The 15,871-nt window shown below is 64.3% G+C and carries 12 protein-coding genes; 7 read left to right on the top strand and 5 right to left on the bottom strand.

What is annotated here, in order from left to right; translation table 11 throughout:
- Nucleotides 1-42: 42 nt before the first annotated feature.
- Genes ACHAC9_RS14540 through ACHAC9_RS14550 form a run of 3 tightly spaced genes read left to right on the top strand, consistent with a single transcriptional unit; the run spans nucleotide 43 to nucleotide 4,916 of the window.
- The gene (locus tag ACHAC9_RS14540) at nucleotides 43-4,053 is read left to right on the top strand and encodes a DUF3683 domain-containing protein (protein WP_435760702.1); all 4,011 of its coding nucleotides are present in this window, start codon (nucleotides 43-45) and stop codon (nucleotides 4,051-4,053) included.
- Nucleotides 4,050-4,481 (top strand): HIT family protein, encoded by a 432-nt coding sequence (locus ACHAC9_RS14545; protein ID WP_435760703.1) that lies wholly within the window; start codon nucleotides 4,050-4,052, stop codon nucleotides 4,479-4,481. Before ACHAC9_RS14540 ends, ACHAC9_RS14545 begins: the two co-directional genes overlap by 4 nt.
- A gap of 9 nt (nucleotides 4,482-4,490) precedes the next feature.
- Nucleotides 4,491-4,916, top strand: a complete 426-nt coding sequence (locus ACHAC9_RS14550) for a gamma-butyrobetaine hydroxylase-like domain-containing protein (RefSeq protein WP_435760704.1) — start codon at nucleotides 4,491-4,493, stop codon at nucleotides 4,914-4,916.
- A gap of 127 nt (nucleotides 4,917-5,043) precedes the next feature.
- Here ACHAC9_RS14550 and ACHAC9_RS14555 read toward each other — a convergent pair whose 3' ends face one another.
- From ACHAC9_RS14555 to ACHAC9_RS14575, 5 genes are all read right to left on the bottom strand, one after another.
- Complete coding sequence (locus tag ACHAC9_RS14555; RefSeq protein ID WP_435760705.1) at nucleotides 5,044-5,247, bottom strand: cold-shock protein; 204 nt, start codon at nucleotides 5,245-5,247, stop codon at nucleotides 5,044-5,046.
- 218 nt (nucleotides 5,248-5,465) lie between these two features.
- On the bottom strand, nucleotides 5,466-6,182 hold the full coding sequence (locus ACHAC9_RS14560; RefSeq protein ID WP_435760706.1) for a LytR/AlgR family response regulator transcription factor: 717 nt from the start codon (nucleotides 6,180-6,182) through the stop codon (nucleotides 5,466-5,468).
- A complete protein-coding gene (locus tag ACHAC9_RS14565) occupies nucleotides 6,170-7,267 on the bottom strand; it encodes a sensor histidine kinase (protein ID WP_435760707.1) in 1,098 nt (365 codons plus the stop codon). Before ACHAC9_RS14565 ends, ACHAC9_RS14560 begins: the two co-directional genes overlap by 13 nt.
- A 40-nt stretch (nucleotides 7,268-7,307) precedes the next feature.
- On the bottom strand, nucleotides 7,308-9,260 hold the full coding sequence (locus ACHAC9_RS14570) for a M13 family metallopeptidase (RefSeq protein ID WP_435760708.1): 1,953 nt from the start codon (nucleotides 9,258-9,260) through the stop codon (nucleotides 7,308-7,310).
- Between the two features lie 133 nt (nucleotides 9,261-9,393).
- On the bottom strand, nucleotides 9,394-11,604 hold the full coding sequence (locus ACHAC9_RS14575) for a response regulator (protein WP_435760709.1): 2,211 nt from the start codon (nucleotides 11,602-11,604) through the stop codon (nucleotides 9,394-9,396).
- Nucleotides 11,605-11,764: 160 nt separating this feature from the next.
- Between ACHAC9_RS14575 and ubiE the strand changes: the two genes are divergently transcribed.
- The 4 genes from ubiE to ubiB all read left to right on the top strand — a co-directional run bounded on the left by ubiE (nucleotide 11,765) and on the right by ubiB (nucleotide 15,870).
- Nucleotides 11,765-12,499: a bifunctional demethylmenaquinone methyltransferase/2-methoxy-6-polyprenyl-1,4-benzoquinol methylase UbiE gene (ubiE, locus tag ACHAC9_RS14580; RefSeq protein ID WP_435760710.1), complete on the top strand. Its 735-nt coding sequence runs from the start codon at nucleotides 11,765-11,767 to the stop codon at nucleotides 12,497-12,499.
- A 6-nt stretch (nucleotides 12,500-12,505) separates the two neighbouring features.
- On the top strand, nucleotides 12,506-13,486 hold the full coding sequence (locus ACHAC9_RS14585; protein WP_435760711.1) for a Tim44 domain-containing protein: 981 nt from the start codon (nucleotides 12,506-12,508) through the stop codon (nucleotides 13,484-13,486).
- A 120-nt stretch (nucleotides 13,487-13,606) separates the two neighbouring features.
- Nucleotides 13,607-14,302 (top strand): ubiquinone biosynthesis accessory factor UbiJ, encoded by a 696-nt coding sequence (locus tag ACHAC9_RS14590; protein WP_435760712.1) that lies wholly within the window; start codon nucleotides 13,607-13,609, stop codon nucleotides 14,300-14,302.
- Complete coding sequence (gene ubiB / locus ACHAC9_RS14595) at nucleotides 14,302-15,870, top strand: ubiquinone biosynthesis regulatory protein kinase UbiB (RefSeq protein WP_435760713.1); 1,569 nt, start codon at nucleotides 14,302-14,304, stop codon at nucleotides 15,868-15,870. Before ACHAC9_RS14590 ends, ubiB begins: the two co-directional genes overlap by 1 nt.
- Nucleotide 15,871: the final 1 nt, after the last annotated feature.

The raw sequence follows: 15,871 nt of genomic DNA on the forward strand, positions 1-15,871 counted from the left end.
TAGAATGGTCATCCTTCGGGCCAGTCCAAACGTCGATCATCCATGAACGCCCCAGTACACATCCAGACCCTGCTTGCCGATAACGCACCGGCGCGCCTGCGCGAAATCCCCTACAACTACACCTCGTTTTCGGACCGCGAAATCGTGATCCGCCTGCTCGGCGAAGCGTCCTGGCAGCTGCTCGACCAGCTGCGCGGCGCGCGCCAGACCGGGCGCTCCGCGCGCATGCTGTACGAGGTGCTGGGCGACATCTGGGTGGTGCGCAGGAATCCCTACCTGCAGGACGACATGCTGGACAACCCGAAGCGCAGACAAAAGCTGATCGATGCGCTGCATCACCGCCTGGCTGAAGTGGATAAACGCCGCCTGACGGTCGACACCTCCGATGGCGGCGACGCCGCCACGGTCGCCGCGCGCAGCAGCGCGGTCGAACAACTGCTTGCCGCGGCAACCCAGGCCGTCGACGACTTCGGCCGCGAGTTCCGCGAGATGTACGACCTGCGCAAGAAGGCTCGCACCGTGCTCGGGGCCTACACCGATAAACGCAACATCCGTTTCGACGGCATGCACCGCGTCTCGCACGTGACCGACGCCACCGACTGGCGCGTCGAATACCCGTTCCTGGTGCTGGTGCCCGACAGCGAAGAAGAGATGGCGGGCCTGGTGAAAGGCTGCATCGAACTCGGTCTGACCATCATCCCGCGCGGCGGCGGCACCGGTTATACGGGCGGCGCCATTCCGCTGACCAGCCAGTCGGCCGTCATCAATACGGAAAAGCTGATCGGATTAGGCGAGGTCGAAATGACGCGCCTGCCGGGCCTGGACCGCGACTACGCGACCATCCACACCGGCGCCGGCGTCGTCACCCAGCGCGTCTCGCAGGCGGCCGAGCAGGCCGGCTTCGTGTTCGCGGTCGACCCGACCTCGGCGCACGCGTCCTGCATCGGCGGCAACATCGCCATGAACGCGGGTGGCAAGAAGGCCGTCCTGTGGGGCACTGCGCTCGACAACCTGGCCTCCTGGCGCATGGTCGACCCGAACGGCGACTGGTTAGAGGTCACGCGCATCGACCACAACCTGGGCAAGATCCACGACGCGCCGACCGCCGTCTTTACACTGGAATGGACCCATCCGGCGACCAAGGGCGCGCCAAAAGGCGCGCCGTTCCGCACCGAGACCCTGACCATTGAGGGCCGCAAGTTCCGCAAGGAGGGTTTAGGGAAGGACGTCACCGACAAATTCCTCTCGGGCCTGCCGGGCATCCAGAAAGAGGGCACCGATGGCTTGATTACCTCGGGCCGCTGGATCCTGCACAAGATGCCGAAGTTTACGCGCACCGTGGCGCTGGAATTTTTCGGCCAGGCGCGCGACGCGATTCCATCGATCGTCGAGATCAAGGATTATCTCGATGGGCTGCCGAAGAGCGGCAAACCGGAATTCGAGACCCTGCGCCTGGCGGGCCTCGAGCACCTCGACGAACGCTATCTGCGCGCGGTCGGCTATGCCACCAAATCGAAACGCGGCACGCTGCCGAAAATGGCCTTGTTTGGCGATATCGTGGGCGACGACGAGAACGCCGTGGCCATTGCCGCCTCCGAAGTCGTGCGCATCGCGAACACGCGTGTCGGCGAAGGTTTCGTTGCCGTCAGTGCCGAAGCGCGTAAAAAATTCTGGCTCGATCGCGCTCGCACCGCGGCCATCGCGCGCCACACCAACGCGTTTAAAATCAATGAAGACGTCGTCATTCCGTTGAACCGGATGGGCGAATACACCGACGGCATCGAGCGCATCAACATCGAGCTGTCGATCAAAAACAAACTGCAGCTGGCCGGCGAACTGCGTACCTATTTTTCGGGTAGCCACCTGCCGCTCGAGAAGAGCGACGACGCCAGCGGCGACACGGTCGCGCGCGACGAAATCATGGGCGACCGACCGGCGCAGGCAGTAGCCCTGGTCGACGCCGTGCAGGCGCGCTGGACCTATGTGCTGGCGAACCTCGACCAGAAGCTGGTGGACGTCCACCACAAGCTCGATGAACTCGGCCTGGGTCACCTCTCCAGCACCTTCGATCTGCGCATCGGCAACCAGCCGCAGGCGACCCTGTTCGACGTGGTGCAGGACCACACGCTGCGCGTCTCCTGGAAGCAGGACCTGCGCGCGCCGCTGCGCCAGATTTTCAACGGCGCCGCCTATAAATGCATCCTCGACGAGACGACCGTCATCCACAAGCGGGTGCTGCGCTCGCGCGTGTTCGTAGCGCTGCACATGCACGCGGGCGACGGCAACGTCCACACGAATTTGCCGGTCAACTCGGACGATTACGCGATGCTGCAGGACGCCCATAAAGCGGTCGAGCGCATCATGAAACTGGCGCGCTCGCTCGATGGGGTTATTTCGGGCGAACACGGCATCGGCATCACCAAGCTCGAATTCCTCACGGACGACGAGATGAAGGATTTCCGCGACTACAAACTGCGGGTCGACCCGGAAGGCCGCTTCAACAAGGGCAAGCTGCTCAATTTAAAGGATGCGCACGCCGACCTGCGCAACGCCTACACGCCGTCCTTCGGCCTGATGGGCCACGAGTCGCTGATCATGCAGCAGAGCGATATCGGCGAGATCGCCAACAGCATCAAGGACTGCCTGCGCTGCGGGAAGTGCAAACCGGTCTGCACGACCCACGTGCCGCAAGCGAACCTGCTGTATTCGCCGCGCGACAAGATCCTCGCCACCTCGGCCCTGATCGAAGCCTTCCTGTACGAAGAGCAGACCCGCCGCGGCGTCTCGATCCGCCACTGGGAAGAGTTCGAGGATGTCGCCGACCACTGCACCGTCTGCCACAAGTGCCTCACGCCCTGCCCGGTGGACATCGACTTCGGCGACGTCTCGATGAACATGCGTAATCTCCTGCGCAAGATGGACAAGCGCAGCTTCAAGCCGGCCAATCGCGCGGCGATGTTCTTCCTGAATGCGACCGATCCGACCACGATCAACGCCACCCGCAAGGCGATGGTCGGCGTCGGTTTTAAAGCCCAGCGCCTGGGCAATCAGCTGCTGCGCAAGTTCGCGAAAGAGCAGACCGCCGCGCCGCCACCGACCACCGGCAAGGCGCCGGTGCGCGAGCAGGTGATCCACTTCATCAACAAGAAGATGCCGGGCAATTTGCCGAAGAAGACTGCGCGCGCGCTGCTCGACATCGAGGACGACAAGGTCATCCCGATCATCCGCAATCCGAAGGCGACCAATGCCGACAGCGAAGCGGTGTTCTACTTCCCTGGCTGCGGCTCCGAGCGCCTGTTTTCGCAGGTGGGTCTCGCCACGCAAGCGATGCTGTGGGAAGTGGGCGTGCAGACCGTGCTGCCGCCGGGTTACCTGTGCTGCGGCTATCCCCAGCGCGGCGCCGGCCAGTACGACAAGGCCGACAAGATGATGACGGATAACCGCGTGCTGTTCCACCGCATGGCCAATACCCTGAATTATCTGGATATCAAGACCGTGCTGGTCTCGTGCGGCACCTGCTACGACCAGCTGGCGACCTACGAATTCGATAAGATCTTCCCGGGCTGCCGCATCATGGACATCCATGAATACCTGCTCGAGAAGGGCGTGAAGCTCGAGGGCGTGGAAGGTACGCGCTACATGTACCACGACCCTTGCCACACGCCGATGAAGATGCAGGATTCGGTGAAGACCGTGAATGCCCTGGTCTCGACGATCGATAACGTGAAAATCGAGAAGAACGAGCGCTGCTGCGGCGAGTCGGGCACCTTTGCCGTGACGCGTCCGGACATCGCGACCCAGGTCCGCTACCGCAAGGAGAGCGAAGTCGAGAAGGGCGCGGCCAAACTGCGCGAAGACGGTTTCGCAGGCGAAGTCAAAATCCTGACCAGCTGCCCATCCTGCCTGCAGGGCCTGTCGCGCTACGACGGCGACGCGAATACGTCAAGCGATTACATCGTCGTCGAAATCGCGAAGCACCTGCTGGGCGAGAACTGGCTGCCCGATTACGTCGCCCGTGCCAACAACGGCGGGATCGAGCGGGTGCTGGTATGACCATCGTCCAGGGTTGCGAACTGTGCCAGTTCGCCGCGTCGACGGTGCACGCGAACGAGAAATTTTCGGTGATCCTGGCCGACGAGCCGAATTACCCAGGCTTTTGCCGCGTCATCTGGCGCGACCACGTGCGCGAGATGAGCGACTTGTCGCGTGACGACCGCCTGCTGCTCAACGAAGCCGTGTACGAAGTAGAGCAGGCCGTGCGCGAAGTCATGGCGCCGACCAAGATCAACGTCGCCAGCCTGGGCAATGTCGTGCCGCATCTGCACTGGCACGTCATCCCGCGCTACACTGACGACGCGCAGTTCCCGGCGCCCGTCTGGGCGGCGGCCGTGCGCGAGCCTGATCCCGCCGTGCTCGACGCGCGCCGGGCGCTGTTACCGCAACTCGCCGACGCCATCGCGCGGCGCATGAACCAAGGATAAAGAGTCACCATGCCGATTCCAACCGAACTGACCGTCCACCAGAAATCCCGCCTGCTCGAGCTCGCTTTCGATGACGGCAGCGCCTTCTCGATTCCTTTCGAGCTGATGCGCGTGTACTCGCCTTCGGCCGAAGTGAAGGGCCACGGTCCGGGCCAGGAAACGCTGCAAGTCGGCAAACGCGAGGTCGGCATCAAGGACGTCGAACCGGTCGGGAATTACGCGGTCAAACCGCTGTTCACCGATGGCCACGACAGCGGCATTTTTACCTGGGATTATTTGTACAAGCTGGGCAGCGAACAGAGCGCGCTGTGGCAGGACTACCTGGCGCGGCTGCATGCGGCCGGCTTCGCGGGTGACAGCGGACGCGAAACGGGGACGGTGTTGCCTGGTGCGCTGGTGCGCGGTGGCGTTTGCGGTAGCGGCCACAGCCATTAATTTCAGGGCCGCGCGGCCCGTCGTCCCACGCAACAGCGCCACGAACATCAATAAAAAAGCGCCCCGAAAGGCGCTTTTTTATTGATCAGATCGCATCAACCGCCGAAGCGGCCGCGCAGTCCGAACATCACTGTGGCTGGATGTTGGCAGCCTGTTTGCCCTTCGGGCCAGTGGTAATCTCGAAGCTCACACGCTGATTCTCCGCCAGCGACTTGAAGCCGGGCGCGTTGATTGCCGAGAAGTGCGCGAACAGGTCTTCACCGCCGCCGTCAGGCGTGATGAAACCGAAACCTTTTGCATCGTTGAACCACTTAACAGTGCCAGTCGTCATTTTTATTCCCCAAAAGTTATTTTAATGTGCCTTGTTAGGGTTTGTCGGTGAAGAAAACGAATGACGCCAGCGACGGTCTTAACAAAGCGAAATTATTATAGGCACAAATTTGCGTGTGTGAAGCACAATTAAACGGAGTATTTACTGTTGAGTTGGCTTGACACGACAGCAACTGCTGCACGAGGTCACAACTTCGTTCCCCGTTGCAATAAAAATTGTCAAAGACTCAGCGTATCCTTCAATTGCGCCGCATTCCGGCGTGAAATCTCGAGTTTTTGGCCGTTGTCGAGCGTAACCAGGTAGCCGGCGCCCAGCGCTTCCTCGATCGCCACCACCGCGTTCAAATTGACGATGTGCTGGCGGCTGACGCGGAAGAACATTTGGCGCGGCAACCGTTCTTCGACACTGCCCAGCGACTTTTTGACATACGCGCGCTGGTCGTCGAAAAACACTTGCACGTAATTCTTGCAGCTCTCGAAGCAGCGGATCGCTGCCAGGCTGACCATGTGGCAGCGCTCGCCGTCCTTGATGAAGATCCTGCTGTCCGGCTCGAGTGGCGCTTGTACCGGCGCGAGTGCGGGTGCGGCATCGCGCGGCGCCAGTTTGCGGATCGCCTGCGCCAGCCGTTCGGGACTGACCGGTTTCAACAGGTAATCGACGGTGTCGAAGTCGAACGAGCGGATCGCATACTCGGCATGGGCCGTGGTGAAGATGATGCGCGGGTGGAGTTCGAGCCTGGCCAGCAGATCGAAGGCATCGGCGCCTGCCATGCGGATATCGAGAAACAGCAGGTCGGGCTCCAGGTCGCGGATCAGCGGCAGCGCCGTATCCGGATGGTCGGCTTCGCCGACCAGTTCGATTTCCGGGAATTCGGCCAGCATGCGCGCCAGGCCCGCGCGCGCCAGGCGCGAATCGTCGACGATCAGGGCACGCATGCGTGCTCCTTCGGCAGGGTGAGGATGACTTCGTGGCGGCCGGGCGCCTCACGCACTTCATGCGTGGCGTCCGCGCCATACAGCAGGTCCAGACGCCCGGCGATGTTGCGCATGCCGATGCCCAGGCCGGCGGCCGCGTCCTGCGCGGACGGCTTGTCGTTGACGACGAGAAAGCGCAAGTGGCTGCCGGCGTCCAGTGCGGTGACCGACAGCGCCCCGCCGGCGCGCAGCGGTTCGATGCCGTGCTTGACCGCGTTCTCGACCAGGATCTGCAGCAGCAGCGGCGGCACCAGGCAATCGTGCAGCTGTTCGGGAATCGCCAGCACGAAGCGCAGGCGCTCCTCCAGCTGCACGCCGACGATCGCGATGTAGCGTTCGATGATCTCGACTTCCTCGGCCAGGCGCACCTTGGGGCGGGTGTCGCCCGCCAGGGTGTAGCGCAGCATCTCCGACAGGCCGACCAGCATCATGTCGGCGCGCCGCCCGTCTTCGTGGATCATGAAGCGGATGTCGTTCAGGGCATTGAACAGGAAGTGCGGATTCAATTGGTTCGACAGGCTGCGCAGCTGGGCGTCCTTCAGCGACGCCTGCAACTGCGCGTTGGCCAGCGCCTGTTCGCGCGCGTCGCGGCTACCGGTAAAGCTGATGTAGATGAAACTCCAGGCGCAGATGAAGACGTGCGCCTGCAGGCTGGCGCTGCTGATCGAGCGCACCAGGTACCGCCCCGCTGCCAAGGGAATGCCGGCCGCGGCGTAGTAGGCGGCCAGCGGTTCCCAGAAAAAAGGCAGCGTGACGGCGGCGGTGAAGCCAGAGACCAGCAGCGCGCACAGCGCGCCATGCATGACCACCAGCAGGATCAGCCGGTTCATCGGCAGGCGCTGCCAGCGGCGCGTCTTGTACAGCCAGCGAAACACCAGCACCGCGAGGGTAAACGGCAGCGGCCAGACGAGCGTGGCGACGCTGTCCTGCGCCACCAGTGGACTCCACAGGAAAATCGGCAGCAGCGTCAGCACGAGGCAGAAGGCGCTCGCGCCCAGGTGATAGAACCAGAACTGGCGCTCGCGCGGCAGGAAGCGGATGCTCATCGATGGGAGTGTGGTTGATGTTGGCCCAAAGTATACCGGCTCACCAGGCGCGCAGCCGCGCCTCCGGCGCCAGGTACATGCGCTCGCCCGGCCGGGTCGTATAGGTGTCGTGGAAGGCGTCGAGCTGCATCGCCGGGAAGTTGGCGCGTAGCGCACCGGGTGCGTGCTGGTCGCTTGCCAGCAGCTGCAGCACGCGTTCGTCGCGCCGCTTGACTGCCCACTGGCGCGCATAGGCGAGGAAGAATTCGCGGCTGTCGCCGGCGCGGGCCTCGCCTTTAAAAGCGCGCCAGGCCAGCTGCAGTCCCATCAGGTCGGCGATGTTTTCGGACAGCGTCAGCTTGCCGTTCACATGCACGCCCGGCAGCACTTCCTCGGCATCGAAGCGTGCGGCAAGCTCCCTGCCAAAGGCCTTGAAGGCCGCGTGATCGGCCGCCGTCCACCAGTCGCGTTGTGCACCGCGGCTGTCGAACTGCGAACCGGTCGTGTCGAAGGCGTGGCTGATCTCGTGCCCGATCAGGGCGCCGATGCCGCCATAGTTGGCGGCGTCGCTCGCTTGCGCGTCAAAGAAGGGCGCCTGCAGGATCCCGGCCGGCAGGTTGATTTCATTGAGCACCGGATCGTAATATGCGTTCGCCTCCAGGGGGCTCATGGTCCACAGGCCGCGGTCGACCGGCGTGCCGGACAGGGCCGCCAGGCGCAGCCATTCGTGACGGCGCGCGCGCATGCGGTTGCCGAATGCATCCCCTGGACGAATCTCGAGCGCGCTGTAGTCGCGCCAGCGCGCCGGGTAGCCGACCCGCATCGTGCTGCGCGCGATTTTCGCCCGCGCTTCGCGCCTCGTCGCTGGACTCATCCAGGCGATGCGGCCGGCCGCTTCCTGCGCGGCGGCCAGGATGCGCGCCGCCATGCGTTCGACCCGGGCCTTTTGTGCGGGCGGGAAGTAGCGCGCCATGTACATCGCGCTCAAGCCGTCGCCCACGGCATCGGTCAGGTTGTCGATTGCCCGCTCGGCGCGCGGCGCGGGCCGGGACTGGCCGCTGATGGCCTTGCCATGGAAGGCGAAATGGGCATCGCGCACGGCGCCTGGCAACACCTGCGCCATGGCATCGATCAGGCGCAGCCTGAAATACGCCTTCCAGTCGGCCAGCGGCAGTTCGGCCATCAGGCGCGCGCTGGCGACCGCTGCCGGCGGCTGCACGACATTCACCACGGCGCTGTCCGGAAAGCCGGCGCCAAGCAGGAAGGCGCGCCAGTCGAGGCCGGGCGCGTCACGCCCGAGCCGGGCCGCGTCGAGCGAGCGTACCTGCGCCGGGTTCATGGCTTCAGACACGGGCAGGTGGGCCGCCGCCAGCTTCGTCTCCAGCGCCAGCACGGCGCGCGCGCTCTGTGCGGGAGCAGGGTCGCCGGCGAAACGTGCCAGCGTGGTCAGATACTCGAGGTAGGCAGTACGCGCCTGCAGCATGCGTTCTTCATTCTTCAGGTAGTAGTCGCGGTCCGGCAAGCCAAGCCCACCCTGCATCAGCAGCGCGCGGTTAAGCGTCGGATCCTTGAAGTCGGCGAAGCCGCCCCAGAACCACAGCGGCGTCTTGAAGACACCCTGGATGCTTCCCTGCCAGCGCGCCAGCGCGGCGTGGTCTTTGACCGCGTCGACCTCGGCCAGCAGCGGCAGCAGCGGCGCCAGGCCAGCGCTGTCGATCGCCTCTGTGTCGAGATAGCTGTCGTGGTAGTCGATCAGCTTGCGCTCCACACTGCCCGGCGCCCGCGGCTGCCGGCGCAAGCCGTCGACCAGGCCGCGCACGCGGGCGTTGACGATGGCCGGCAGGTCGGCTCCATACACCTCGCTCTTGTCTGCGGGGATCGTTGTCCTGGCGAGCCAGGCGCCGTTGGCGGCGAGGTAAAGATCGTCCTGCGGACGCACGCCTGGATCGGCGGCGGCAGGCAGGAGGAGGAAAGGGACAAGCAGGCAGGCGAGACGAAATGGGCGAAGGGTCATGGCGCGCGAAGGTTGGTTGCTCGGACGCGCCGGCCGGCAAATGCTCCGACGCCCGGGCAGTATCGCGATGCGCAACGGGGTTCTTCAAAAAAGGTGCCGAGCGGTACCTGGCGGGGATGAGCGGTGTGGGCCGTCAGGCGTTCGCCGTCGCTTTCGAGAGGATCCCCACCAGCTGCTCGATCGCATACGGCTTGGCCAGCACCTGCACATCGGGCACGGCGATCTGCTGCTCGGTGTAGCCGGTCGCGAGGATGACCGGCAGGCCCGGATAGCGCTGGCGCAGGATACCGGCCAGGTCGATGCCGCTGACCTGGCCCGGCATGACGATGTCGGAAAACACGACGTCCGGACGGCGCGCGCTGTTTTCCAGCAGGCGCAGCGCCGCTTCGCCGTCTTCCGCGACCATTACCTCGAAGCCGGACTCCGTCAGGGCGCGCATGACCGCTTCGCGCACAAGGGCGTCGTCCTCCACGAACAGGACGCTGCCGCTGCCTTGCGCCGGCAGCGCGTCGCCTTCGATCCCGGGCGCCGCCGTCACTTCAGCTTGCGCGCGCGCCAGGTACATGTCGACGCGGGTGCCGATGCCGGGAATGCTGTCGAGGGTCAAGGTGCCACCGGCCTGCGCCGCGAACGCATAGGCTTGCGGCAGGCCCAGCCCCGTGCCCTGGCCCGGCGGTTTGGTCGTGAAGAAGGGGTCGAGGGCGCGCGCCATGATGGCCGGTGTCATGCCGCTGCCGCTGTCGACCATGCTCACCAGGACGTAGTCGCCGCGCTGCAAGCTGGCATCGGCGCCCTCCTGCGCGACGTTTCTCGCTTCCAGGCGCAGCGAGCCGCCGTTCGGCATGGCGTCGCGCGCATTCAGCGCCAGGTTCAGCAGCGCGACGTCGAACTGCAGCGGTTCGAGCGTGACCGGCCAGACGCCGTCTGGACAATGCACCTCGACCGCGACGTCGCCGCGCAGCGAGCCCTTCATCAGCTGCACGGCGCTGCGCAGCTGCTCGCAGACGTCGACCGTGGTCATGCGCGCTTCCTGCAGGCGGCCGAAGGAACCGAGCTGGCCGGTCAGGGTAGTGGCGCGTGCCACCGTGCGCTGGCAAGTCTGGATCAGGCTTTTGACTTTTTCCTCGCGCGTGGAAAACGCGGCCAGTTGCAGCGCCGTGGTCAGCGTTTGCAGCAGGTTGTTGTATTCGTGGGCGATGCCGCCGGTGAGGCGCCCGAGTGCTTCCAGTTTCTGGTTCTTCAGCAGCGCGCTCTGGGCGCGTTCCGTGGCGGCAATCGCGGCGGCGACGCGCGATTCCATCTCGGACTGGTTGTGGCGGATGCGGGTGCTGGCGTCGGCCAGGTAGTGCGCCACGCTGTCGAGTTCGGCCCAGCCGGCCGCGGCGTAGCGCACTTCGGCGCCTTCGCCCAGCGCCTTCGCGCTTTGGCCGAGCGCCTCGATCGGCCCGATGGCGCGGTTGGCGAAACGGTGCGCGGCGGCCAGGCCGATGATCAGCAGCACCGCCATCAGGCCGCCGAGCAGGGCCGCGGCACGCAGCGGCGCTTCGCGTAGTTCGCTCGTTGGCATGCTGAGCAGGATTTTCCAGTCGGCCGCCGGGACCGTGCTGACGAATACGCGCGAGTGGGTGCCGTCGAGGGTGCGCGCCTCATATATGGTTTCCCTGGCGTTGCCCATGAGCTTGCGCGAGGTCGCCAACATGGGTGTGCCGACAAAGCGCTCGGGCTGGCGGGTACGCGCAACGACAATGCCATTGCGATCGACAATGGTCGCCAGCCAGCCCTCGGGCAGGTGCTGGCGCAGCAGCAGGCTCTGCAGCGAGCTGGCGCCCACTCCCATCGTCAGCCTGTAGCGCAGGACATTGTCGACCTTGACTGGCACCTGAATCGCGAAATCCTTGCGTTTCGCCACTTGGCCTATGAACAAGTCGGACACCAGGGCGCGCTCTTCCCCATATTTCGCCCTCAATTGGTCGACGTTCGAGCCATTGCGTTTCGGCAGGTCGGTGCCGAGGGGACGCCGCGTGTTGAGCAGCTGGTGGGACCGCAGGTCGAACAGGATGACGGTCGACTCGGGCGGCGGCACCACCGTCCTGGCGTGTTCGTAGAAGCTGGCCAGGTCGCCGCCGGCAAGGGCGGGCGAGGCCGCGAGCGCGCGCAGTACTTCTTCTTTCTTCTCGAGTTCGCTGTCGACCAGCAGGGCCATGGCACGGGCGGTTTCCGCCATGCTGCGGTTCTGGGCGTCTTGCGCATCGCGGTAGACATAGGCAACGGCCAGCGCCGACGCGATGAACGAGGGAACCAGTACGGAAAGGACTAGCAGCAGGAAGCGGGTCCTGGTTCGCATGGGAAGAGTAGTTTCCAGTAGGAAAATTCGAGAAGCGACGTTGATTATACGAGAGTCAACAAAATGACGCCGCACCGCTGCGCCGCGCCCGGTGCCGTGCGCGTGACGCGCGGATTCGGGCCGCTTGTATAATGCAACAAGATCAATCAGTCGCCAACTTATGACCAACACCACCCATTTCGGCTACAAGACCGTTTCCGAGGACGAGAAGGTCCACGAGGTCGCCAAGGTTTTCCATTCCGTCGCTGCCAAGTACGACGTCATGAACGACCTCATGTCCGGCGGCCTGCACCGCATCTGGAAGACCTTCACGATCGCCCAGGCCGGCGTGCGTCCGGGCTTCAAGGTGCTCGACATCGCCGGCGGTACCGGCGACTTGTCGAAAGCCTTCGCGAAGCAGGCGGGGCCGAGCGGGGAAGTCTGGCTGACCGACATTAACGAGTCGATGCTGCGCGTTGGCCGCGACCGCCTATTGAATAAGGGTCTGGTAACCCCCACCTTGCTGTGTGATGCCGAAAAGTTACCGTTTCCGGACAATTATTTCGACCGGGTCAGCGTCGCTTTCGGCTTGCGCAACATGACGCACAAGGATGCGGCACTGGCGGAAATGCGCCGTGTGCTGAAACCTGGCGGCAAGCTGCTGGTGCTGGAATTTTCGAAAGTGGCGACGCCGCTGCAAAAGCCGTACGACGTGTATTCGTTCTCGGTGCTGCCATGGCTGGGCCAGCGCATCGCGGGCGACGCCGAAAGCTACCGTTACCTGGCCGAGTCGATCCGCATGCACCCGGACCAGGAAACGCTGAAGAACATGATGGAAACCGCCGGTCTCGAGCGGGTACAGTATTTCAACCTGACGGCAGGCGTGGCAGCTTTGCATACGGGTATCAAACTTTAAGGGGACATGGTAATGAAGAAATTCCTGGTCACGATGGTGCTGGCATTGAGCACCACGGCAATGGTTGCAGAAGCATTCGCGCGCCCGATGGGCGGCAAGCGTTCGATCGGCCGCCAGTCGCAGTCGGTACGCCAGATGCCGGCACCGGCGCCGGCCCCGATGACACCGATGAACCGCCAGGCGGCAACGCCGTCGCCGGCAGCGCCCGTCGCAGGTGCCGCCGCCGGCGCCGCCGGTGCGCGTGCCGCGCAGGCCGCCAAGCCAAGCATGTGGAAAGGTTTGCTGGGCGGCGCGCTGCTGGGCCTGGGCCTGGGCGCTCTGTTCTCGCACCTGGGTATCGGCGGCGCCATGGCGTCGGTGCTGTCGACCATCCTGATGATTGCCCTGCTGGCACTGGCCGTGATGTTCATCGTGCGCATGTTCCGCCGCAAGGACACCCCGGCCAATGCCCAGTTCAAGGGCGGTTTCAATCAGCCGGTGCCTGCCGGGAGCACGCCGGACATCGGTTCCGGCCTGCAGCAGCCGCAGGCTTACCAGGGCACCGCCACGGGCGGCTTGCTGAACAAGGGCGCTCCTGTGGCCCCTGCCGCGGCAGCGCACACCCCATGGGGCGTGCCGGGCGACTTCGATACCGACGCCTTCCTGCGTCATGCCAAGACCTCCTTCATCCGCATGCAAGCGGCCTGGGATAAAGGCGATGTCGCCGACCTGCGCGAATTCACCACGCCGGAAATCTTCGCCGAACTGAAAATGCAGATCGCCGAACGCGGCCCGAATGCCGACTTCACCGACGTCGTGTCGATCGACGCCCAGTTGCTCGGCATCGAAACGAGCGCCAGCGACTACCTCGCCAGCGTCCAGTTCAACGGCATGATCCGGCCGGCCAAGGATGCGCTGGCCGAGCCGTTCGCCGAAGTCTGGAACATGGAAAAGCCGCTGTCGGGCAACACAGGTTGGGTGCTCTCTGGCATCCAGCAGCTGGCGTAACCAGGTCTTTAATAATTTCCTGCAAACTTTCCGTGCGCTGGGGTGTGTGCCCGGCAAACTGGTAAGATCGAAACCGCCCGCGTCACAACGGGCGGTTTTGTTTTTTAGCGACCCTATTTCATGTTCCCAAGCCCCGCATTCCTGGCGCCGCAACGCGCCCTGACGACCTCCGCCGTTGCCACGATCAACCACTTGCTGGCGGACGAGGCCTGGGCGCGTGCCTCGCTGCAGCGCCATGCCGGCAAGCTGGCCGTCATCGACACCGGCCACCTGGCGCTGCGCCTGCGTGTGGCCGCCGACGGCCTGCTCGAAGCAGGGTTGCCCGAGTCCGTGCCGCACGTCACCATCCACGTCAAGCTGGCAGACCTGCCGCTGATCGCGCAAAACCGCGAGCGGGCGTTTTCATATGTGCGCATCGAAGGCGATGCCGAGTTCGCCAACACGGTCTCCCAATTGAGCCGAGCCCTGCGCTGGGAACCCGAGCACGACCTGGAACGCCTGTTTGGGCCGATCGGCGCGACGCGCCTTGCCGGCGGTGCGCGTTCACTATTTGCCAACGTGAATGCAGGCGGGCGCCGCCTGGCCGAAAACCTGGCCGAATTCCTGGTCGAGGAACGCCCGGTGTTGACGCGGCCGAGCGACGTCGATGCCTTCGGCGCTGACGTGGTGCGCCTGCGCGACGATGTCGAACGCACCGCCAAGCGCATCGCCCGGATCGAGCAAGTCCTGGCGCAAAAGCCGGCCCCGCAATTGGCGCAGCCTACTGCCCTTATTCCGACAACCCGCCCGAGCGGGGATCCCACCCTGGATAGCTGATGATATTGAAATTCCTGCGCCTGCTTAAAATCTTCACGGTCGCAACCAAGTACGGCCTCGATGAAATCGCAATGTCCAGCCTGGGCGTGCCGCGCACCGCCCGCATCATCAACGGCATGTTTTTCTGGCGCCGGATCACGACGCCGCGCGCCATCCGCCTGCGCCTCGCGCTCGAGGAGCTCGGCCCCATCTTCGTGAAATTCGGCCAGGTGCTGTCGACCCGGCGTGACCTGATGCCGCAAGACATCGCCGACGAGCTGGCGCTGCTGCAAGACCGCGTGCCGCCGTTTCCCTCGGATCTCGCGATTGCCCAAATTAAACTTTCGCTCGGCGCCCATCCCGACCAGCTGTTCGCCGCCTTCGACCCGGTGCCGGTGGCCTCGGCCTCGATCGCCCAGGTCCACTTCGCCACGCTGAAAAACGGTAAGGAGGTCGCGGTCAAGGTGTTGCGTCCGGGCATGAAGAAGCTGATCGACGAAGACGTCGCGCTGATGCACGTGGCGACCGCGCTGCTGGAAAAAGTCTGGGCCGAAAGCCGGCGTTTGAAACCGCGCGAAGTCGTGGCGGAGTTCGACAAATACCTGCACGACGAACTCGACCTGATGCGCGAGGCGGCGAATGCCAGCCAGCTGCGCCGCAATTTCGCCGATTCGGATTTATTGATGGTCCCGGAAATGTACTGGGACTATTGCTCCAGCAGCGTGATCGTGATGGAGCGGATGAAAGGCATCCCGGTTTCGCAGATCGACCGCCTGGCGGCCGAAGGCGTCGACCTGAAAAAGCTCTCCCGCGATGGCGTCGAAATTTTCTTCACCCAGGTCTTCCGCGACGGCTTCTTCCACGCGGATATGCACCCCGGTAACATCCTGGTCTCGGTCGAGCCGGAAACGTTTGGGCGCTACATCGCGCTCGACTTCGGCATCGTCGGCACCCTGAATGACTTCGACAAGGATTACCTGTCGCAGAATTTCCTGGCCTTCTTCCGGCGCGACTACAAGCGCGTGGCCGAAGCCCACATCGAATCGGGCTGGGCGCCGCGCAATACCCGTGTCGACGAACTCGAGTCCGCGGTGCGCGCCTGCTGCGAGCCGATTTTTGATCGCCCTTTGAAAGACATCTCGTTCGGCCAGATTCTGTTGCGCCTGTTCCAGACCTCGCGCCGCTTCAATGTCGAGGTGCAGCCGCAACTGGTGCTGCTGCAAAAAACCTTGCTCAACATTGAAGGACTCGGGCGCCAGCTCGATCCCGACCTGGATCTGTGGAAGACGGCGAAACCCTACCTGGAGAGCTGGATGGGCGAGCAGATCGGCTGGCGCGGGCTGGTCGAACGGCTGAAGGCCGAGGCGCCGCGCTACGCCCACATCTTCCCGCAACTACCGCGCCTGGCGCACCGCGCGCTCGAGCAGCAGGCCCAGCCGCATGCCGCGACCCAGGATTTGCTGACCATGCTGGTCATGGAGCAGCGTCGCACGAATCGCCTGATCGGCTTTGTCGCCTGGCTGGCCGGGGGCATTGCCTCGGGTATCATCTTCGCGGCCGTGCTGGCGCGTTACGGCCACACGCTCTGAC

Source organism: Massilia sp. CMS3.1, from assembly GCF_051262535.1.
Classification (GTDB): domain Bacteria; phylum Pseudomonadota; class Gammaproteobacteria; order Burkholderiales; family Burkholderiaceae_D; genus Telluria.

Coding starts and splice junctions, on each gene's coding strand:
- ACHAC9_RS14540 (WP_435760702.1), top strand. CDS start 43: ATGAACGCCCCAGTACACATCCAGACCCTGCTTGCCGATAACGCACCG.
- ACHAC9_RS14545 (WP_435760703.1), top strand. CDS start 4,050: ATGACCATCGTCCAGGGTTGCGAACTGTGCCAGTTCGCCGCGTCGACG.
- ACHAC9_RS14550 (WP_435760704.1), top strand. CDS start 4,491: ATGCCGATTCCAACCGAACTGACCGTCCACCAGAAATCCCGCCTGCTC.
- ACHAC9_RS14555 (WP_435760705.1), bottom strand. CDS start 5,247: ATGACGACTGGCACTGTTAAGTGGTTCAACGATGCAAAAGGTTTCGGT.
- ACHAC9_RS14560 (WP_435760706.1), bottom strand. CDS start 6,182: ATGCGTGCCCTGATCGTCGACGATTCGCGCCTGGCGCGCGCGGGCCTG.
- ACHAC9_RS14565 (WP_435760707.1), bottom strand. CDS start 7,267: ATGAGCATCCGCTTCCTGCCGCGCGAGCGCCAGTTCTGGTTCTATCAC.
- ACHAC9_RS14570 (WP_435760708.1), bottom strand. CDS start 9,260: ATGACCCTTCGCCCATTTCGTCTCGCCTGCCTGCTTGTCCCTTTCCTC.
- ACHAC9_RS14575 (WP_435760709.1), bottom strand. CDS start 11,604: ATGCGAACCAGGACCCGCTTCCTGCTGCTAGTCCTTTCCGTACTGGTT.
- ubiE (WP_435760710.1), top strand. CDS start 11,765: ATGACCAACACCACCCATTTCGGCTACAAGACCGTTTCCGAGGACGAG.
- ACHAC9_RS14585 (WP_435760711.1), top strand. CDS start 12,506: ATGGTAATGAAGAAATTCCTGGTCACGATGGTGCTGGCATTGAGCACC.
- ACHAC9_RS14590 (WP_435760712.1), top strand. CDS start 13,607: ATGTTCCCAAGCCCCGCATTCCTGGCGCCGCAACGCGCCCTGACGACC.
- ubiB (WP_435760713.1), top strand. CDS start 14,302: ATGATATTGAAATTCCTGCGCCTGCTTAAAATCTTCACGGTCGCAACC.